This window comes from Rhizobium sp. 10PS4 (genome assembly GCF_032464805.1).
Lineage (GTDB): Bacteria > Pseudomonadota > Alphaproteobacteria > Rhizobiales > Rhizobiaceae > Rhizobium > Rhizobium laguerreae.
In genome coordinates, this window is record NZ_JAWDIW010000006.1 from 67,703 (window position 1) to 84,556 (window position 16,854).

The 16,854-nt window shown below is 59.0% G+C and carries 23 protein-coding genes, 1 tRNA gene and 1 pseudogene; 13 read left to right on the forward strand and 12 right to left on the reverse strand.

Features of this window, described 5'->3' with window-relative positions; translation table 11 throughout:
- Positions 1 to 90: 90 nt before the first annotated feature.
- From rpsA to aroA, 3 genes are all read right to left on the reverse strand, one after another.
- A complete protein-coding gene (gene rpsA, locus RWJ89_RS12805) occupies positions 91 to 1,794 on the reverse strand; it encodes a 30S ribosomal protein S1 (protein ID WP_003544285.1) in 1,704 nt (567 codons plus the stop codon).
- A 175-nt stretch (positions 1,795 to 1,969) separates the two neighbouring features.
- Complete coding sequence (gene cmk, locus RWJ89_RS12810) at positions 1,970 to 2,617, reverse strand: (d)CMP kinase (RefSeq protein WP_131665416.1); 648 nt, start codon at positions 2,615 to 2,617, stop codon at positions 1,970 to 1,972.
- A gap of 69 nt (positions 2,618 to 2,686) precedes the next feature.
- On the reverse strand, positions 2,687 to 4,045 hold the full coding sequence (aroA, locus tag RWJ89_RS12815; RefSeq protein ID WP_316030995.1) for a 3-phosphoshikimate 1-carboxyvinyltransferase: 1,359 nt from the start codon (positions 4,043 to 4,045) through the stop codon (positions 2,687 to 2,689).
- A 275-nt stretch (positions 4,046 to 4,320) separates the two neighbouring features.
- On the opposite strand from aroA, the gene RWJ89_RS12820 reads away from it, so the two are divergent.
- The 3 genes and pseudogenes from RWJ89_RS12820 to RWJ89_RS12830 all read left to right on the forward strand — a co-directional run.
- On the forward strand, positions 4,321 to 4,704 hold the full coding sequence (locus tag RWJ89_RS12820) for a TIGR02300 family protein (RefSeq protein ID WP_012759632.1): 384 nt from the start codon (positions 4,321 to 4,323) through the stop codon (positions 4,702 to 4,704).
- 151 nt (positions 4,705 to 4,855) lie between these two features.
- Positions 4,856 to 4,931, forward strand: a tRNA-Ala gene (locus tag RWJ89_RS12825).
- 119 nt (positions 4,932 to 5,050) lie between these two features.
- A pseudogene (locus RWJ89_RS12830) lies at positions 5,051 to 5,222 on the forward strand (GIY-YIG nuclease family protein); the annotation flags it as partial.
- 150 nt (positions 5,223 to 5,372) lie between these two features.
- Here the strand turns inward: RWJ89_RS12830 and RWJ89_RS12835 are convergent.
- The 3 genes from RWJ89_RS12835 to RWJ89_RS12845 form a co-directional block, all read right to left on the reverse strand.
- Positions 5,373 to 5,786, reverse strand: a complete 414-nt coding sequence (locus RWJ89_RS12835) for a gamma-glutamylcyclotransferase family protein (RefSeq protein ID WP_131665414.1) — start codon at positions 5,784 to 5,786, stop codon at positions 5,373 to 5,375.
- 61 nt (positions 5,787 to 5,847) lie between these two features.
- Positions 5,848 to 6,108 carry a hypothetical protein gene (locus RWJ89_RS12840; RefSeq protein ID WP_221942268.1) on the reverse strand — a complete coding sequence of 87 codons (261 nt, stop codon included), beginning with the start codon at positions 6,106 to 6,108 and terminating at the stop codon, positions 5,848 to 5,850.
- Positions 6,109 to 6,202: 94 nt separating this feature from the next.
- Positions 6,203 to 7,372: a zinc-dependent alcohol dehydrogenase gene (locus RWJ89_RS12845; protein WP_221944967.1), complete on the reverse strand. Its 1,170-nt coding sequence runs from the start codon at positions 7,370 to 7,372 to the stop codon at positions 6,203 to 6,205.
- A 529-nt stretch (positions 7,373 to 7,901) separates the two neighbouring features.
- On the opposite strand from RWJ89_RS12845, the gene RWJ89_RS12850 reads away from it, so the two are divergent.
- The 3 genes from RWJ89_RS12850 to RWJ89_RS12860 all read left to right on the forward strand — a co-directional run bounded on the left by RWJ89_RS12850 (position 7,902) and on the right by RWJ89_RS12860 (position 9,135).
- Positions 7,902 to 8,429: a DUF4142 domain-containing protein gene (locus RWJ89_RS12850; RefSeq protein WP_221944956.1), complete on the forward strand. Its 528-nt coding sequence runs from the start codon at positions 7,902 to 7,904 to the stop codon at positions 8,427 to 8,429.
- A 139-nt stretch (positions 8,430 to 8,568) separates the two neighbouring features.
- Positions 8,569 to 8,829 (forward strand): hypothetical protein, encoded by a 261-nt coding sequence (locus RWJ89_RS12855; protein ID WP_316030996.1) that lies wholly within the window; start codon positions 8,569 to 8,571, stop codon positions 8,827 to 8,829.
- A gap of 57 nt (positions 8,830 to 8,886) precedes the next feature.
- Complete coding sequence (locus RWJ89_RS12860; RefSeq protein WP_025396594.1) at positions 8,887 to 9,135, forward strand: hypothetical protein; 249 nt, start codon at positions 8,887 to 8,889, stop codon at positions 9,133 to 9,135.
- A gap of 20 nt (positions 9,136 to 9,155) precedes the next feature.
- Here the strand turns inward: RWJ89_RS12860 and RWJ89_RS12865 are convergent, their stop codons facing one another.
- Complete coding sequence (locus tag RWJ89_RS12865) at positions 9,156 to 10,163, reverse strand: Crp/Fnr family transcriptional regulator (RefSeq protein WP_316030997.1); 1,008 nt, start codon at positions 10,161 to 10,163, stop codon at positions 9,156 to 9,158.
- A gap of 4 nt (positions 10,164 to 10,167) precedes the next feature.
- On the opposite strand from RWJ89_RS12865, the gene RWJ89_RS12870 reads away from it, so the two are divergent.
- Both RWJ89_RS12870 and RWJ89_RS12875 read left to right on the forward strand, forming a co-directional pair.
- Positions 10,168 to 11,547: a sensor histidine kinase gene (locus tag RWJ89_RS12870; protein ID WP_316030998.1), complete on the forward strand. Its 1,380-nt coding sequence runs from the start codon at positions 10,168 to 10,170 to the stop codon at positions 11,545 to 11,547.
- Positions 11,548 to 11,720: 173 nt separating this feature from the next.
- Positions 11,721 to 12,461, forward strand: coding sequence for a Crp/Fnr family transcriptional regulator (locus RWJ89_RS12875; protein ID WP_316030999.1), 741 nt, complete (start codon positions 11,721 to 11,723; stop codon positions 12,459 to 12,461).
- On the opposite strand, the gene RWJ89_RS12880 is transcribed toward RWJ89_RS12875, so the two are convergent.
- The 3 genes from RWJ89_RS12880 to RWJ89_RS12890 form a co-directional block, all read right to left on the reverse strand.
- Complete coding sequence (locus tag RWJ89_RS12880; RefSeq protein ID WP_316031000.1) at positions 12,445 to 12,684, reverse strand: DUF6894 family protein; 240 nt, start codon at positions 12,682 to 12,684, stop codon at positions 12,445 to 12,447. The two genes, RWJ89_RS12875 and RWJ89_RS12880, sit on opposite strands and share 17 nt — an antisense overlap.
- 131 nt (positions 12,685 to 12,815) lie before the next feature.
- A complete protein-coding gene (locus tag RWJ89_RS12885; protein WP_245289791.1) occupies positions 12,816 to 13,124 on the reverse strand; it encodes a hypothetical protein in 309 nt (102 codons plus the stop codon).
- Positions 13,121 to 13,420 (reverse strand): hypothetical protein, encoded by a 300-nt coding sequence (locus tag RWJ89_RS12890; protein ID WP_025396600.1) that lies wholly within the window; start codon positions 13,418 to 13,420, stop codon positions 13,121 to 13,123. Before RWJ89_RS12890 ends, RWJ89_RS12885 begins: the two co-directional genes overlap by 4 nt.
- A 259-nt stretch (positions 13,421 to 13,679) precedes the next feature.
- Here RWJ89_RS12890 and RWJ89_RS12895 point away from each other — a divergent pair, with 259 nt between their 5' ends.
- Entirely contained in the window at positions 13,680 to 14,051 is a 372-nt protein-coding gene (locus RWJ89_RS12895) for a hypothetical protein (protein ID WP_131640101.1), read from the forward strand.
- 106 nt (positions 14,052 to 14,157) lie between these two features.
- Complete coding sequence (locus RWJ89_RS12900) at positions 14,158 to 14,412, forward strand: hypothetical protein (RefSeq protein WP_025396602.1); 255 nt, start codon at positions 14,158 to 14,160, stop codon at positions 14,410 to 14,412.
- A gap of 9 nt (positions 14,413 to 14,421) precedes the next feature.
- Here RWJ89_RS12900 and RWJ89_RS12905 read toward each other — a convergent pair whose 3' ends face one another.
- Positions 14,422 to 15,141, reverse strand: a complete 720-nt coding sequence (locus tag RWJ89_RS12905; RefSeq protein WP_168283244.1) for a Crp/Fnr family transcriptional regulator — start codon at positions 15,139 to 15,141, stop codon at positions 14,422 to 14,424.
- Positions 15,142 to 15,283: 142 nt separating this feature from the next.
- Here RWJ89_RS12905 and RWJ89_RS12910 point away from each other — a divergent pair, with 142 nt between their 5' ends.
- Positions 15,284 to 15,493 (forward strand): hypothetical protein, encoded by a 210-nt coding sequence (locus tag RWJ89_RS12910; RefSeq protein WP_168283243.1) that lies wholly within the window; start codon positions 15,284 to 15,286, stop codon positions 15,491 to 15,493.
- Here the strand turns inward: RWJ89_RS12910 and RWJ89_RS12915 are convergent.
- Positions 15,480 to 15,740: a hypothetical protein gene (locus tag RWJ89_RS12915; RefSeq protein WP_168283242.1), complete on the reverse strand. Its 261-nt coding sequence runs from the start codon at positions 15,738 to 15,740 to the stop codon at positions 15,480 to 15,482. The genes RWJ89_RS12910 and RWJ89_RS12915 overlap by 14 nt on opposite strands.
- A 247-nt stretch (positions 15,741 to 15,987) precedes the next feature.
- Between RWJ89_RS12915 and RWJ89_RS12920 the strand changes: the two genes are divergently transcribed.
- The gene (locus RWJ89_RS12920) at positions 15,988 to 16,407 is read left to right on the forward strand and encodes a response regulator (RefSeq protein WP_316031001.1); all 420 of its coding nucleotides are present in this window, start codon (positions 15,988 to 15,990) and stop codon (positions 16,405 to 16,407) included.
- Between the two features lie 208 nt (positions 16,408 to 16,615).
- Positions 16,616 to 16,786 (forward strand): hypothetical protein, encoded by a 171-nt coding sequence (locus tag RWJ89_RS12925; protein WP_165503831.1) that lies wholly within the window; start codon positions 16,616 to 16,618, stop codon positions 16,784 to 16,786.
- The last annotated feature ends 68 nt before the right edge of the window (positions 16,787 to 16,854 follow it).

The window sequence follows — 16,854 nt, forward strand, 5'->3', positions numbered from 1 at the left end:
AAAAGCAGAACCGCTCTTTTCACTGCCTGAAAATGAAGAACCCGCCGGATCGCTCCGGCGGGTTCTTCAATTCAAAGGCGGATGCGAGGCTTATTCGCCGCCGCGGTTCTTCAGGGCTGCGCCGAGAATGTCGCCGAGCGAAGCGCCGCTGTCGGACGAACCGAACTGGGCAACGGCTTCCTTCTCTTCCGCAATCTCCAGAGCCTTGATGGACAGCATGATCTTGCGGTCCTTCTTGGAGAAGTTGGTGACGCGGGCGTCGAACACCTGGCCGACCGAGAAGCGCTCGGGGCGCTGCTCGTCGCGATCGCGGGCGAGGTCGGCGCGACGGATGAAGGAAGTGATGTCCTCGTGGTTGACGAGCTTCACTTCGACACCGCCGTCGTTGACCGCGATGACTTCGCAGGAGACGACTGCATTCTTGCGCAGGTCGCCAGAAGCAGCGGCATCGCCGACTGCATCCTTGCCGAGCTGCTTGATGCCGAGCGAGATGCGTTCCTTCTCGACATCGACGTCGAGAACGACGGCCTTGACGACGTCACCCTTGTTGAACTCCTCGATGACCTGTTCGCCTGGACGGTTCCAGTCGAGGTCGGAGAGGTGCACCATGCCGTCGACATCGCCGTCGAGGCCGATGAACAGGCCGAATTCGGTCTTGTTCTTGACTTCGCCTTCGACTTCAGTGCCGGCCGGATGGCTGCGGGCGAATGCTGCCCACGGATTTTCCAGCGTCTGCTTGAGGCCGAGCGAGATACGACGCTTGGACGGATCGACTTCGAGAACGACGACTTCGACTTCCTGGCTTGTGGACAGGATCTTGCCGGGGTGAACGTTCTTCTTGGTCCAGGACATTTCCGAGATGTGGATCAGGCCTTCGATGCCCGGCTCCAGCTCGACGAATGCACCGTAATCGGTGATATTCGTGACAGTACCGGAAATCTTCTTGCCTTCCGGATACTTGGCCTGGATGCCATCCCACGGATCGGACTCGAGCTGCTTCATGCCGAGCGAGATACGGTGGGTTTCCTGGTTGATGCGGATGATCTGAACCTTGACCTGCTGGCCGATGTTCAGGATTTCCGACGGATGGTTCACACGGCGCCATGCCATGTCGGTGACGTGCAGCAGGCCGTCGATGCCGCCGAGGTCAACGAACGCACCGTAATCGGTGATGTTCTTGACGACGCCGTCAACAACCTGGCCTTCTTCGAGGTTCTGAACGATTTCAGAACGCTGCTCGGCACGGGATTCTTCCAGAACCGTACGGCGCGAAACCACGATGTTGCCGCGGCGCTTGTCCATCTTGAGGATTTCGAAGGGCTGCGGGTTGTGCATCAGCGGGGTCACGTCGCGGATCGGACGAATATCGACCTGAGAACGCGGCAGGAAGGCGATCGCACCGTCGAGGTCGACCGTGAAGCCGCCCTTGACCTGGTTGAAGATCACGCCTTCGACGCGCTCGCCAGCTTCGAACTTGGCTTCGAGCTTGACCCAGCTTTCTTCGCGGCGAGCCTTCTCGCGCGACAGAACGGCTTCGCCAAGCGCGTTTTCGATGCGCTCGACGTAAACTTCGACTTCGTCGCCGACCTTCAACAGGCCGTCCTTGGCGCGCGCGCCGAATTCCTTGAGCGCGATGCGGCCTTCAACCTTCAGACCGACGTCGACAACGGCGACGTCCTTCTCGATGCCCGTGACGATGCCCTTGGTGACATAGCCTTCGGCCAGGTCGTTCTTGGCAAAGGACTCTTCGAGAAGAGCCGCGAAATCCTCGCGGGAGGGGGTAGCTACTGACATAAAATCTCCTGCGTGTCCTGAAACGGAGCGGACACGTACGCGCCGGTTGGTTTGCGTTGAACGGGCCTGAACCCAGTCCGCCTTCTCTTACGAAGGCAATCCGGCGCTTGGACGGAATTTCAGGCTTGCTGTATTAGAAGCGATCCATGCTCAGAGCACGCAAAATCGCTTGAATTTAGGCATTTCGGCTCAAGACCGCATCGATGATCGATTGAGCAGCTTGAAACGCGGCCTCTATACTCATTTCCGACGTATCAAGCAAGTGCGCATCATCAGCTGGTTTCAAAGGGCTGTCGGCCCGTCCCATGTCGCGTTCGTCGCGCCGCTTGACGTCCTCGAAGATCGCATCGAAATCCGCGGTCAGGCCTTTGCCGAGGATCTCGTCATAACGGCGTCTTGCGCGGACTTCCGGCGACGCCGTTACATAGAATTTCACCGCCGCATTCGGACAGACAACCGTGCCGATATCGCGTCCATCGAGCACCGTTCCCGGCGCTTTCGTCGAAAACCGCCGCTGCGCCTCGACCAGCGCCCGGCGCACTGCCGGCATGACGGCAATCTTCGATGCGGCTTCGCCGATCTCATGTTTGGAAAGTATATCGCGATCCAATCCAGCGAGTTCAACCTCTCTTGCGATCTTTTCCGCTACCGCCTCGTCGTCGAGCGGCAGGCCGGCATCGAGCAGCGCCTTGGCCGTGGCGCGATAGGTCAGGCCGGTATCCAGATGATAGAAGCCGTAGTGCTCTGCGATGAGGCGCGAGAGCGTGCCCTTGCCCGCTGCTGCCGGGCCATCGATGGCGATGGTGAAGGTCTCGTTCGTCATGCGATCAATCCTGCGGCAGCGCGCCGAAACGGTAAATGAGTTTGGCTTCGCGGAATGGTGGCTGGCACATCATTCCGCCACCAGCTCGATCTTCGCGCCAAGGCCAGTCATCAGCTGCATGAATTCGGGAAAGCTGGTCGCGATCATCGCCGCGTCGTCGATCGTCACAGCATGCTCAGAGGCAAGCCCCATGACAAGGAAACTCATGGCGATGCGATGGTCGAGATGTGTGCTGACCCTGCCGCCGGCAGCATTGCCGAGGCCCTTGCCGTCTGGCCGGCCGCGCACGACGAGAAAATCCTCGCCCTCGTCGCAGTCGACGCCATTGAGTTTCAGGCCATCGGCGACGGCGGAAAGGCGGTCGGACTCCTTGACGCGCAGTTCCTCCAGCCCCTTCATGATAGTCGCGCCCTCGGCGAAACAGGCGGCGACGGCGAGGATAGGATATTCGTCGATCATCGACGGAGTGCGTTCTTCGGGAACGGTCACACCCTTGAGCTCGGAATGGCGCACGCGCAGATCCGCCACGTCCTCGCCGCCGGCAAGACGCGTGTTCAGCACCTCGATATTGGCCCCCATCTCCTGCAGCGTCAGGATCAGCCCGGTGCGGGTCGGGTTCATCAGCACGTTGACGATGGTGATGTCGGAGCCGGGGACAAGCAGCGCCGCAACCAGCGGGAAAGCGGTGGAGGAGGGATCGCCCGGAATGTCGATCATCTGGCCTTTGAGCTTACCGCGGCCTTCGAGCCGGATCGTGCGGACGCCATCCCCGTCCGTCTCGACGGAAAGGGCGGCGCCAAAACCCTGCAGCATCTTTTCGGTATGGTCGCGCGTCATCACGGGCTCGATGACCGTGGTGACACCCGGCGTATTGAGGCCGGCAAGCAGCACGGCCGATTTCACCTGGGCGCATGCCATCGGCACGCGATAACGGATCGGGCTCGGCGTTCCCGGGCCTCTGAGCGTCACCGGCAGCCTGTCGCCCTCGGAGGCGCTAACCTGCACGCCCATTTCGCGCAGCGGATTGAGCACCCGGCCCATCGGCCGTTTCGAAAGCGAGGCGTCGCCGATGAAGGTGGAGCGAAAATCGTAGGTGCCGACAAGACCCATGGTCAGCCGCACGCCGGTGCCGGCATTGCCGAAGTCGAGCGGCGCGTCGGGCGCAAGCAGCGCGCCGTTGCCGGTGCCGTCGATCACCCATTGCGCGCCATCCTTGCGAATTCGGGCGCCCATCGCCTGCATCGCCCGGCCGGTATTGATCACGTCCTCGCCTTCGAGCAGGCCGGTGATCCGCGTTTCGCCAGAGGCGAGCCCGCCGAACATGAAGGAACGATGCGAGATCGACTTGTCGCCCGGAATACGGACGCTGCCCGCAAGACCGGCGGATTTGCGGGCGGTGGCGGGTCTGGGCGCAGAGCCGTGCAGCATGCGTAATCCTTTGCAAACGCAGTCTATTTTTGCCGCAAGACAGGCTTGGCCGGTCGCAATTCCCGTCCGCTTCCGCAGCTGTTGCGGCTCGTTAACATAAACGCGCCGGGCGGTCATCCGTCGGCTTGCCAAAAACCCGGCGCCCGGATCGCAAAGTTTGGCTTTGACATGGGAAGCCACAGCGATTAAGGGGACCGGCTTATAAATTCCGATGGAACGCCGGCTTGAACGGCATCTGCCGAATCTCATATTCGGCTATTCACACGAGGCTTATAGTGGCGAAAGCGGAACTTGGAACCAAGCGTACCGATCCGGAAACCGGCAAGAAGTTTTATGATCTGAACCGGGATCCGATCGTCTCTCCTTATACCGGCAAGTCCTACCCTCTGTCCTTCTTCGAAGAAACCTCGGCGATCGCCGAAGTTGCCGAGGAAGAGGAGGTCGCGGAAGTCGATACTGAAAACACCGAAGTCGAACTGGTTTCGCTGGAAGATGCCGATGACGCCGCCAGCGGTGACGACATCCCCGATATCGGCGATGACGATGTCGAAATCGAAGGCGACGACGACGACGATACCTTCCTTACACCCGACGAAGATGACGATGATGACGACATGAGCGATATCATCGGCGTGACCGGCGACGACGACGAAGTCTGAGACCGCATTTCGGCCCGGCGAGGAAAAAATTCTCCGGGCCAGATTTTTTAGGCTTGCTATCTCCGGAATCCGGAAGTAATAAGCCGCCACTCCGCAGGGCACGCGCCTTGAGGAGCATCCCAGGACCGGCCTCGAGCCGGACCACCTTGATGGGGCTATAGCTCAGCTGGGAGAGCGCTTGCATGGCATGCAAGAGGTCAGCGGTTCGATCCCGCTTAGCTCCACCAGCCTACGCTCTTCGAGCTTCGGCTCGGCAAGCCGGCAGGCTTGACGGTACGAGGGCGAGAAGGAAGCGGAGGCTGCCGCGCCGAAGTTGCGAAGCAACGTAGGCGGGCTATGATCCTTCATGAAGTACGTCTACATTCTCCATAGCACTGAATTTCCGGATCGCTATTATGTTGGCGTGACGAGTGATCTGAAGGTCTCTCAAGACCTATCTCGCTTTCTCCGATGAAGCGCAGGCCTTCGCTTTCGAGAAATATCTTAAGTCGGCTTCAGGCAGAGCATTCGCAAAGAAAGACTGTAGCCGTCTCGCGTCAAATCGAGCAGGCCGCTTGCGCGCCCCCACATGGCGACGATGGCCGCAGTTCAATCGCGCTTCATCATCGACGGTGCCCTCGCTAGGCTTTTTGCCGTGTCCGTTCCGGGCCGATTTGTCCACAGGCGCCTCAGCCTCTCCGGTCGAACGGAACAAACCGCCGGTCTTCGTAGACGCGCAGATAATCCGATTGAACGGGCTTAGCGAGCTGCCGCGATTTCATGTATGCCAGCGCTGTGCGTATTGGCCCGCCGGCGACCGGTTCCACGTCTATCGCCACGCGCAGATTGCCGGGGATGCCGAGGGATTCCAGCTGGTCCAGCCTTGCTATCGTATCGTCGCCGGACTCATAAAGTTCACCGACGACATGATGGCCGTTGCCCGGTTCGTTGAACATCATCGGGGCGAACCAGGGACCGGCAATAAGCATCGGATAACATTCCAGAGTCCTGAAAATTCCGAGAAACCTTGCGCGGGAAAGTCCCTGCTCATGCAGAGCGAAACCTCTCTTCAGCGTTCCAAAAACGAATACGTCCTGTGTCATCAGCCTCAGCCCTACGCGTTATCGGCGCGGTGTTTCGATTCGGCCGAGGACGACGGGGCCGTCAATCGCGCTTCATCGCCGGTGGTGCCGTCGCCAGGCTTTTTGCTGCGTCTGTTTCGGGCAATCCTTCCACCCTTTCATTGTCCGCCTGGCTGCGTCGCGCTGTCGGCGATTCCTTGGGGCGACCGCCGGCTTGCGCTTTGCCGCGCTTGCCGGCCGCAGCACCCGGGTTTTCACCTTCTGGCGGGATGGGCTCGAACTCCATCTCCGGTGGGTGCAGCTTATGTCGGTCTTCGATAGGATCGTTCGATTCCTTCTGCATGATCTGACCTTTCCTCAATGCCGGCAATAATCCCAGGCGCCGGTGGTTAGCTTTATGGCACCGATCCCGCTTGCCCTGACCGCGGGCGACTTCTCTACGGCTTGAGAACAACCTTGATGCAGCCGTCCTTCTTGTCGCGGAAAGTCTTGTAAAGATCGGGACCTTCTTCGAGGGTCGCGCGATGGGTGATGACGAAGGACGGATCGATCTCGCCTTTCTGGATGCGTTCCATCAGCAGCGGCAAGTAATGCTGCACCGGCGTCTGCGCCATTCGGAAGGTCAGGCCGCGGTTGATCGCCGAACCCATCGGTATCTTGTCGAGGAAACCGCCATAGACGCCGACGATCGAAACCGTGCCGAAGTTCCGGCAGCAATGGATTGCCTGGCGAAGGACGTGCGGCCGGTCGGTCCCCATGAAGGTGGCGACCTTGATGCGGTCAAGCCGTGAATCCCAGCTTGCCGAAGCATCGGCTTCGGTGCCAACCGCATCGATGCATGCGTCGGCACCACGCCCGTTGGTCAGCTCCATGAGCTTGTCGTAGATATCGTCGTCCATGAAATCGAGAGTGGTTGCTCCCGATGCTTCGGCAAGAGCAAGCCGCTCGGGCACGGTATCGATTGCAATGACACGCTCGGCGCCGAGGATGAAGGCCGACTTGATCGCCATTTGTCCGACCGGACCGCAGCCCCAGATCGCGATCGTGTCGCCGGGCTGGATATTGCAGAAATCTGCGGCCATGTACCCCGTCGGAAAGATATCGGAGAGAAAGAGCACCTGCTCATCCGTCAGTCCGTCCGGCACCTTTATCGGTCCGACATCCGCAAAGGGCACGCGCAGGTACTCCGCCTGGCCTCCACTGTAACCGCCGAGAAGATGCGTGTAGCCGAACAGGCCCGCAGGCGAATTTCCCCACATCTTCTTGACCTTCGACGGATCGGGATTGCTGCGTTCGCATCCGGAATAAAAACCGCGCTGGCAGAAGAAGCATTCGCCGCAGGAGATGGTAAAGGGCACGACGACCCGGTCGCCGACCTTGAGCTTTTTATTGTCCTTGCCGACTTCGACGACCTCGCCCATGGTTTCGTGCCCCATGATGTCGCCACTATGCATGTCCGGCATCACACCGTTGAAGAGATGAAGATCCGACCCGCAGATCGCGCACGCCGTCACCTTGATGATCGCGTCGCGGCCTTCCTGGATTTGAGGATCGGGAACGCTCTCGCATCGGATGTCGTGTTTGCCGTGCCAGGTGAGTGCCTTCATGTCTTCGCCTGCCTTTTTGAACTAACCCGCAATGCCGACACTGCCCTTGCAGCTCTTCGGGTTTGGAACATGCGGTGCACGAAAACGATCTTCATCGTTTCGGCTTCCCGCGAAGACGACCAAACCTTGATCCGCGAAAGTTGTTCCATCGGAAAACGAGCAGATCCATAGTCGCAGGAACAAACCTTCCTCAGGCGTGTTTGCCGGACGAACCGACAAGGACGGGCGTGATATGACTTTCCGGCTTGATCCATATTGCGGCAACGCGCCGGCACCTCAGCTCTTGATGTCGGATTGGAATACCGATCCCTACCTGCTGCTTGCGATAGGCATTTTCGCAGCTTCGACCTGGCTCCCGGCGCGTCGCGCGACAAGAGTGTCCGGCAGTGGTTTTGCGCCATCGCTCTTTTCACTGTCGCTTTCGTTTCCCCGCTCTGCGCGCTAGGGGCCAGACCACAATTGATCCGCGCGCCGGGAACAGTTTCGCGCTTTCAAAGTTCTGATGCCTCCAACCAGGAGATCAGAAACCATGAAGAAGATCATCATCGCCTCTCTTGCCGTTTCGCTTGCCGGACCTGTGATGGCTCAGTCCGCCGCCGAAAAGACCGGTGTCAATTCGCTGATGGGAACCGCACCGAAGACCGAGGATTTCGTGCTGGAGGCTGCCACCAGCGACATGTTCGAGATCGAATCCAGCAAGTTGGCACTCGAGCGCGGCGATGCCGCAACCAAGACCTTTGCGCAGCAGATGGTCACAGAACACGAGAAGACCACCAGGGAGCTCAAGGCGTTGATCTCCGGCGGCAAGGTGAAGGCGGAGCTGCCGAGCGCCATGACCAGCGCGCAACAGGATATGCTGGACAAGCTCAAGGGGCTACAGGGCGACGATTTCATCAAGCAGTACCATTCGGACCAAGAATCCGCCCACGAGGATGCGGTCGACCTCTTCGAACGCTATGGCGAAGGCGGCGACAATGCGGAGTTGAAAGCCTGGGCCGCGAGCACGAAACCCGCGCTTGAACATCACCTGCAGATGGCGGAGGAACTCAACCGCTAAGCTGCTGCGGCTCGGGCCGGGTTGTATCCTCGCAGCTGTGATGCCAGCAAGGGGCGGGGTTTCACCGACGCCCGGTTGGGTAGCTGGGAACCTTCGCTATTCCTCAGGGTTAGGCGCCCGGACATTGGAGCCGATGCTGATGAATTATCTCTGGCTGTTTGCAGTGGCAGGAGGAGCAGCCCTTCTGGGCATTGCTCTTGCTTTCGGAATGATCAAGCAGGACGGACAGCGGTCCGTCCTCGCCATATCGGGTGCATTTGTTGTTGCCATCGGCGCGCTGGTGCTGGGCCTCTATGTCGCCAGTGCGCCGACGGCTCCGATGCGGGCGTCGGACAGCGAAGGGTCGCAGCAAAAGCTTCCGGCGGCTGCGACGACCGAGAAGGACCTGCCAGGGCAATGACGCCTAAGAAATCGCTGATCGGTAGGCCAAAACGCAGCCATCGGCAGGAGGTGCATCGTGACGGATTTTGCGGATGTCTCTGAGCGTGAGTTCGCCTCGGCTCTGGAGTCGATGACGGATGAAGAGCTTTTCGAACTGATGGCTGATCTGGAGATGCGCAGCGAAGCGTTGAATCGATCCTCGACAGACGAGGTCTTCGCAAAAATCCTTCTCACCGAGAGCGCGATCGAAAGACGGTTTCCCGGCCAGCTGCTGCAGCCGTACAAGGAATGGAAGAACAGGCCCGACCGGTTGACGCCGCAATAGCGCCCGCGTCTTGCAGAAGGCTACTGGACCGCAACCAGTGAGAGCTGACCGAGGTCGGGCCAGCTGCGGCCCGATACTCCCGGAGCATCGTAGGCATCAGCCGCAAACGCTTCCAGGGATGCGCGGTTGCGGATGATGACAAGCCCCCGATGAGAATAGATGAAGCGCTCGCCTTCGAGAATATGCAGCGCTTCGGTGACACTGGAGCGGCGCACGCCGAGCATGGTCGCCATATATTCATGCGTCAGCGCGATCTCCTCGCCATCTATACGATCGTGACACATCAATATCCACTTTGCCAATCGAACGTCGATCTTGTGAACGGCATTGGAAAGCGCGGTGTTGGCGACCTGCGCGAAAAAGCCATGCAGAAAGCGCGCAAGCAGTTGGCGGACGGCGGGCTGGTCGGACAGAAACCCTGCCAAAGCCCGTGCTTCCACACGACGTCCCGCGCCGCCGACCTGCATCATTACGTCAAAGGAAAATTTCTCCGCCTCCATCGTTAGAACCGGCGGCGATATGCCATCTCTGCCGACCAAGCCGATTTCGGCTTTCTTGCCTTCAGGCGAAGTCGCCACCATGGAGGCGATGCCGCTTTCCAGGAAGTAATAGTGGCTGACGGGCAGGCCGATGGAGGCGAGTTCGAAATCGCGCGGCAGAGCAAGCGGCTCGAGAATTCTCTCGAAGACCAAAATCTGCGGCGTCGTCAGATGGAGCAGGAAGAGATTATTGCTTTCGAAAGGACGCATCACCTTGCCCTCTTGTGTGGCAAGAGCGGATCGTCTCCCAGCCGTCGGCGCCAAAAATTCAGCCAACGATGGTCGAATTATGGGCCGCAACAGACCCCATTGCAAGCCGTTTGTCGGTGGTCGTGCACCCCGAATGGGGTATCGGTCGCTCTGTCGCGCTTGCATCGGTTCCTTCACGTCGCGGCGATGTTCGATCGTGACTTTGTACGCAAACGCACTCGCGGAGAAATCGCCGTCGGAGCTGCTAATGTAAGACGATGCTAATCTTGAGGAGCCCATTGGCGTGGATCAATATGCCTTTCCGGGTGAAAATGCTGACGTCTATCGGCATATCGTCGAGAGCGCCTTGGACTATGCTATTTTCACCATGGACATCGACGGCACGGTCGCCACTTGGAGCACGGGTGCGAAAAATCTCTTCGGCTATTCCCCATATGAGATGATCGGCCAGAACAGCGAGTTGATCTTCTCCTTCGAGGATCAACTCGCTGGCGTGCCGCTTAAGGAGAGGCGGGTGGCGCTCGCCGAAGGCCGTGCCGACGACAATCGGTGGCACGTTAGAAAAGACGGCAGCATGTTTTGGGCTTCCGGGCTGATGATGCCGCTTCGCAACGACGCCGGCGGGGTCTATGGCCTCATGAAGGTCGTTCGCGACCGTACACGAACGCTTCAGCAGGACGAAACGTTGCGTTCGAGCCAGGAGCGCCTGCAGCTCATTCTCCAAAGCGCCACCGACTATGCGATCTTCACCTTTGATCGGGACGGACTGATCATCAGCTGGAACACCGGGGCCTGCCGCATTTTCGGTTATGAGGAACGGGATATCCTCGATCGCGACGCACATATCCTGTTCCTGCCGGGGGACCGCAAAGAGGGCGCTTTGGAACGCGAAATGAGAACGGCTTTCGAATGCGGTCGTGCCGAGAACGAACGGTTTCACCTGCGCAAGGACGGCACGACGTTCTGGGGCAGCGGCTTGACCATGCCGCTCCGCGCCCATCACGATAGAGCGGGCTACCTGAAGGTGCTGCGCGACGACACAGAACGTCATTTTGCCGATGAGCATCAGCAAGTCATGATGCGCGAGATCAGCCATCGCGTCAAAAACAGCCTAATGTTGGTAGCAGGCATGCTGGCAATGCAGGCTCGCCTGGCGCAGCAGCCGGAAGTCGGCCGGGCGCTCAGCGATGCCGAGGCGCGCGTCGGCACCATTGCCCAGGTGCATGATCAATTGTGGCGCCAGCCGCATATCGAAACGGTGGATCTCGCGGATTTCCTGTCGAGCCTGTGCCAACGCCTGCAGCAATCGGCCGCGCAGCACAACGTCTCAGTCGACGTAGAGCCATGCACCGTCGATGCCGACCGTGCGATCCAGATCGCCCTCCTCGTCAACGAGCTGGTGACGAATGCCTTCAAACACGCTTATCCTGATGTCTCCGGCACAGTCACTGTCAGGGCGCAAAATACCGACGACGCGATCCTCCTTGAAATCGCCGATGGCGGAAAAGGTCTGCCGCCGGAATTTTCGTCCTTCGAAAATGACGGTAAAAGCCTGGGAATGAGGGTCGTCCGTGGTCTCGTGCAGCAGCTGAAGGCCGAGCTTCAGATCGAGGATCAACGGCCAGGCGCGCGATTTTTAATCCGTCTGCCTCAAAACCCGTAACCATTTATTCCCAGTGATAAATCGGCTCCTGTACCTGTCGCCGGAATTGTCAAAAACGCACAAAGTCCTTTGCGAATGTGGCTATGACTGCCTTTTTGACGCATAAGCTGAGCATTCCCACCATCGCAACGGCTGCTGGTATGAGTGCGGGCTCCCTCCCGAAGGAGACGTGCATGCCCGCACCCGATCAGCGTAATGTTCGCAACCTGCTGCTGAAGGCTTTGCCCACCGATGTCTTCGGCTTGCTCATGGCCGATGCCGAAATGGTCCAGCTGCCGGCTAAACATGTCTTGGTCGAATCCGATCAGCCGAACGAACACGTCTGTTTCATGGAGGAGGGTCTGGCGTCGATGGTGGCGACCAGCGCCGAAGACGAAGCTGTCGAGGTCGGACATGTCGGATATGAGGGCCTGGTGGGAGCCCATGTCGTCCTGAAGACGGATACGACGCCGAATCGGACTTTCCTTCAGGTTAGCGGCTCCGGTCTGCTGGTCTCCGTCACCACCTTCAGGCGGATATTGGCGGAGTTTCCGGCGGTCAACGACATGTTCCTCAACTACGTGCATTGTTGCGACATCCAGCTTGCCCAGTCGGCGCTCGCCAACGGACGCTACAATATGCACGAGCGGCTCGCGCGCTGGCTGCTGATGTGCCATGACCGCCTGATTGGAAACGATCTGCCGCTCACCCATGAATTCCTGTCGCTAATGCTTGGCGTGCGCCGCTCAGGCGTCACCAACGAGCTGCATGTCATCGAGGGAATGAGGATCATCAGGGCCACCCGCGGGAATGTCAGGGTCATCGATCGAGCGAAGCTGGAAGAGATCGCCGGCGGAAGTTACGGCATACCCGAGCGGGAATATGAACGACTGATCGGCCTGCCGGTCCGGCGATCGGTCAGTCGAAAGGCCTGATCGTTTCGGTGAAAGGCACGATCAGGAGAATGCCGCCCTGTTCGTCGCAAATATGAACTCTTCTGGCGGAAATATCTTTTCCCGAAAGGACCGCCTGGCTCATCAGCGCCCTCGCGTCGCGTACGGCCTCCCGCTTGGCGTCATCGAGCGTCGCCAGCTCGGTACCTTCGAAGTCGGCGATCGTCCCTGCAGCGGAAACGATGTTGAAGTAAAATCTTGGCATCGCCCGCCCCATCGTTGCGGAATCAATGCCATAAATTGCGGGTTAGTTCCTCAGAAAAATGTCGACGGTCGGCTAAGCTCGAAATAACCGGCGGCGATGAAGGAGGTCCTGCATCACGATTTTCTCGGGCATCAGTGGGAGATCCTGGCCCCCTGACTCGCCCTGAGATCAACCATCGTCGTGCGAAGCTGGAGAAGCTCGTCGATGATACCTTCCCAGCAACTGTCGTCGGCTTTGGCGATGGATATGATGGAGGCGCGGATCGTTTGGAGCAGACGATTGAGCGCCGGGTACCGGTCGATGCCGCCGCTTCCAGCGTCCCTATCGCAGATCTCTTGAAGCTCATCGACGATCTGCCTGACCACAATCTGCCGATCGACGGCATTGAGAGCGGTCGGGTCCGCGGTGACCCATTTGAAATAACCGAGCCTGTCCATCATAGCACATTGGTTTCGCTGATATTGGCGGCCGATCGCACGGACTCCCGACGCGGCGCTTCCGTGGAAACCGGCAAACTTTTGAAATCCAAGTGCATATATCGCATCAGATCGCTGAGTTTACGCTGATCTCGAATGCCGCACTCAAACCAGGAGACAAGTTCCCTGGCAACATGTTGCGCCGCCGGACTGGCAATCCCGCATGATTTTTCCTGGCACCATCCCCGCAAGACAGCCTGCAACATGGCGACGTCAGCAGGCTGCAAAGCCGGCTTCGTAATTCCCGAATGCTGTGTCATCGTGTTCCTCCCCAGGAATGTAAGACGATCCTAAAATTCCGGATTTTCGATTTCAACCGCTCGTGCGGAACCGTACGAATTCGGTTTCCCGCTGGCCTCGCCGCCGGCCGGGGAACCAACACAAGGCGATGCGGTTTGGTGAACCAAATGAAGGTCGCATGGCAGGCATGAATATGCTACGCACGGCGCAGACAGTGACGGCCTGAGGTGCCATCCAAGGGCACAATCGCAGTCAGAACAACCATTGCAGGCGTCCGCTATGAAATCGCTCAGTCCGGTCGCCGGCAAGACGATCGTCATCATCGGGGAGCCAGGCTTCCTGTCGGACGGCGCCAGGGAGGCATTGGTCGCGCATCAAGCCGTGGTCGTCGATCGGCGCGTCGATGCGATTGCGATGCATTGCTTGGATGAAAGCCTGGTATGCGATGCGGCGATCATCGATGTCACCATTTCCGACGAGGCGATGCTTGCAATAAACGATTGGCTGGAGACGCGACGGATACCCTTCGTCTTCGCTCAGGACCATCGGTCCGAAGCGCGCTCAGCCGGCTTTGTCCTCAGCCATCGTCCCGCCGACATCAACGCGATCGTCGCGGCGTTGTTCGGGCCTGATGCCGGTTACTATCATTAGATCAGTGCGCTTGCGTACGGTTTTCAAAGGGGCGTTGCGCTGACCGTGTCTGCGCTCCATTATGGGTATCTGCATAATCCGAAGCCTTCGTATCGGGAAAGGCGCTATGCTCGATTCCCAGTCTGCTCATTTGAAAGCGCTCGATTCAGCTGACCTCAGTCAGCTGCAGGCGATTTTGAATGCCATCTGTTGCGAGACGGGCAGACCGTTGCGAGCGCCGGAGACTGAGGAGATCGCAGCGTTGCTGATCAGCCTTTATCGTCATGGAGTGGCAGACCAGGACAAATTGCTGTCGGTGGGTCGCTTGGCATCGACACGGAAGCGCCGCCTGTCACCGCAGGTCACTGCCAACTCTGATTGAAAAGACTGTTCAACGCGCAAGATGGCTGCCGATCAGCCGTCGATATTCCTCCTCCGCCGCCCCGTAGGAGCCGTGCGCCTCTTCGATCAATCCGCGCCGGTTGAGGATGACGATCTGCCTTCGGGTGGACCGGATCAGACCTTTGCCTTCGAGCAGATGCAGCGCAACCGTCACGCCGGCGCGGCGGACACCGAGCATCACCGCGAGAAATTCATGGGTCAGCGATATCGTCATGCCGTCCGTCCGGTCATGGACCATCAGCAGCCACCGCGCGAGCCGCTCCTCGAGTTTGGCATGACCATTAGCAAGCACGGTCGATGTCGTCTGCGCCAGCAGCGCCTGGACATAGGCCAGAAGCAGACTGCGCAAGGCGCGGCTCTCCTCCATGGCGGCAGAAAGAATGGCTGCCGGCAATTTGAACCCATGGCCTGAGATCTGCATGAATGTCCGGTTGGCGGATTGATCACCGCCAAGGATCACGGCGGCGCCGGTCATGCCCTCCCTGCCGACGATGCCCACTTCGATGTCGCGCCCGCCTGGAAACCGCGCGACGATCGATGCGAGTCCCGATTCGAGAATATACACATCGCCGACCGGCGTATCTTCCATCTCGAGGATCAAAGGCACGTCAAGATCGACAGGCTCCAGATGGGGCACAAGAAGTTCACGCTCCTGCGGCCCCATGGCGCGCAGAAGTTCATTTCGAAAATTCAATTCTTCATCGTCCATAGCTTGATCCGCGCATCGATCGTCGATCGCCGCTGCAGCGAACCTAACCATATAGAATCGTTGAGCAATAGTTTGTGCACTAACGTACAGACCGCAGTGCTTCGCCTTTCTGGTTTTGAAAATCGCCCGGACTGAAAAGACAATGGCCTGGCCGGCGACAAAGCCCCTGCAGGCGCGGCCGCACGGCAGGAATGGTGCTGTTATAGCAAGCGTGAGCTTTTTCGCGCGTCACGGCCGCGAATTAGGCTCAGAGCTTGCCGCCGGCCTCGCCGCCGCCAGTATCCTCCGCGAGCATGGCGATGACAGCACGACCATCTCGCTCGGCGAATATCATCCGGTCATTTACGGCTGACGAATTTGTTGAATCGGCTTGTCCCATCCTCGGTCTTGTCCTGATAAAGAAAGGCAAGTTCGTTTTCATCGAAAATGGCGAAGAATTCGTCCCAGGAGATCTTTTCCAGGTTCTCTTCCGGCTCCCCGAAGTCTATCCGTAATATGCCTCCTTGCTTGGCACCCTTGACGCGGGTGGGTTGCCCTTTACGGGCTTCCACCCATTTGCGAATGGCAGAATGATCGGTCGTCGTATTTGCGGTCGTCATGGAAACCTCCGTTCGATGTCGGCCCCACACACTCTCTTGGGGCACGGCGCCGAACCGATCGCGCGGGTGAAAGTTCCAGCCGATAGCGCGCTCGATCAAATGACACGGAGGGTAGCGGCGTGGCCGTCGTGACAGACATGCCGGAGCAAAGAAACGCGCTCGTAACAGGACCGTGCGATAGCGCACGATCCCTGCATTTTGGCCGGAAAGGTCTATTGTATCAACTCCGCATATTAGGGGTTGGGCCATGGACATTGCTGGGACGACATCCATTCTTCTGATGGAGGATGAGATTATCATCGCAATGGACGTGGAGGACACGCTTCATCGCGCCGGTTTCCACCAGATAGAGACAGTTTCGTCTTGCCGGGCAGCTGAAGAGTGGCTGACGGCGAACGATCCCGATCTGGTGGTGATGGATGTCGAACTGAAAGACGGGATCGCCGGAGCGATCGCCAGATCTTTGCGCGACCGCCATATCCCATTTATCGTTTACACCGGCGCCCAGCAGAAGGTGCACCCGGATGCTGCAGCATTTTCCGAGGGCGTGTGGTTGGAAAAACCATGCGAGCCGGCGGCATTGTTGACGGAAATCAGGCGCTGCATATGTCAGGGGCCGACATCGATCGTGGTCGATGGCTGCACGCAAGGCAGAAATACGCGGTAAGATCATCTGCCGGGAACATTGGACTTGCCCCGCGGTTTGAGGAGCAGGGAAGGGGCGGATGAACCAGAAGACGGACCGTCGAGCTTCGTAATCTACATCGTAGCCGTGATGTTGGTCGGGCTTTTGATCGTTTTCGGTGCAATCATCTCATTTGAGGCAGGCAGCGAGGTGATGAGCCGGCGCCGGTCTCGACGGAAGCGAGGTCCTGATGGACAAGCCAGAAAAAGATCCGATTCAGGCAACCCGCCCCACTGCCAAACAGCAGCGAAACAGCCTGAAAGGCGGGCGGATCGCCGTCATCCTGATCGTGACCGTGGCCGCCATCGCCTTCCTGCTTTACGTCACCATCCTCGTCTACGGCCTGGCGCATAGGATTTGAACGCAGCCGAGCCTGCGATATAGGCTTGCTGCCGTGTCAGCTCCAAGGATTGAGCTCGGAACCTTTGA

Excerpts from the sequence above, each read along its gene's own strand:
- RWJ89_RS12845 (WP_221944967.1), bottom strand. The coding sequence starts at position 7,372 with ATGAAGGCACTCACCTGGCACGGCAAACACGACATCCGATGCGAGAGC.
- RWJ89_RS12915 (WP_168283242.1), bottom strand. The coding sequence starts at position 15,740 with ATGACGACCGCAAATACGACGACCGATCATTCTGCCATTCGCAAATGG.
- RWJ89_RS12895 (WP_131640101.1), top strand. The coding sequence starts at position 13,680 with ATGAAATCGCTCAGTCCGGTCGCCGGCAAGACGATCGTCATCATCGGG.
- rpsA (WP_003544285.1), bottom strand. The coding sequence starts at position 1,794 with ATGTCAGTAGCTACCCCCTCCCGCGAGGATTTCGCGGCTCTTCTCGAA.
- RWJ89_RS12900 (WP_025396602.1), top strand. The coding sequence starts at position 14,158 with ATGCTCGATTCCCAGTCTGCTCATTTGAAAGCGCTCGATTCAGCTGAC.
- RWJ89_RS12855 (WP_316030996.1), top strand. The coding sequence starts at position 8,569 with ATGAATTATCTCTGGCTGTTTGCAGTGGCAGGAGGAGCAGCCCTTCTG.
- RWJ89_RS12925 (WP_165503831.1), top strand. The coding sequence starts at position 16,616 with ATGGACAAGCCAGAAAAAGATCCGATTCAGGCAACCCGCCCCACTGCC.
- RWJ89_RS12850 (WP_221944956.1), top strand. The coding sequence starts at position 7,902 with ATGAAGAAGATCATCATCGCCTCTCTTGCCGTTTCGCTTGCCGGACCT.
- aroA (WP_316030995.1), bottom strand. The coding sequence starts at position 4,045 with ATGCTGCACGGCTCTGCGCCCAGACCCGCCACCGCCCGCAAATCCGCC.
- RWJ89_RS12905 (WP_168283244.1), bottom strand. The coding sequence starts at position 15,141 with ATGGACGATGAAGAATTGAATTTTCGAAATGAACTTCTGCGCGCCATG.
- RWJ89_RS12885 (WP_245289791.1), bottom strand. The coding sequence starts at position 13,124 with ATGATGGACAGGCTCGGTTATTTCAAATGGGTCACCGCGGACCCGACC.
- RWJ89_RS12880 (WP_316031000.1), bottom strand. The coding sequence starts at position 12,684 with ATGCCAAGATTTTACTTCAACATCGTTTCCGCTGCAGGGACGATCGCC.
- RWJ89_RS12910 (WP_168283243.1), top strand. The coding sequence starts at position 15,284 with ATGGCCTGGCCGGCGACAAAGCCCCTGCAGGCGCGGCCGCACGGCAGG.
- RWJ89_RS12920 (WP_316031001.1), top strand. The coding sequence starts at position 15,988 with ATGGACATTGCTGGGACGACATCCATTCTTCTGATGGAGGATGAGATT.
- RWJ89_RS12875 (WP_316030999.1), top strand. The coding sequence starts at position 11,721 with ATGCCCGCACCCGATCAGCGTAATGTTCGCAACCTGCTGCTGAAGGCT.
- cmk (WP_131665416.1), bottom strand. The coding sequence starts at position 2,617 with ATGACGAACGAGACCTTCACCATCGCCATCGATGGCCCGGCAGCAGCG.
- RWJ89_RS12835 (WP_131665414.1), bottom strand. The coding sequence starts at position 5,786 with ATGACACAGGACGTATTCGTTTTTGGAACGCTGAAGAGAGGTTTCGCT.
- RWJ89_RS12840 (WP_221942268.1), bottom strand. The coding sequence starts at position 6,108 with ATGCAGAAGGAATCGAACGATCCTATCGAAGACCGACATAAGCTGCAC.
- RWJ89_RS12890 (WP_025396600.1), bottom strand. The coding sequence starts at position 13,420 with ATGACACAGCATTCGGGAATTACGAAGCCGGCTTTGCAGCCTGCTGAC.
- RWJ89_RS12865 (WP_316030997.1), bottom strand. The coding sequence starts at position 10,163 with ATGGGCTCCTCAAGATTAGCATCGTCTTACATTAGCAGCTCCGACGGC.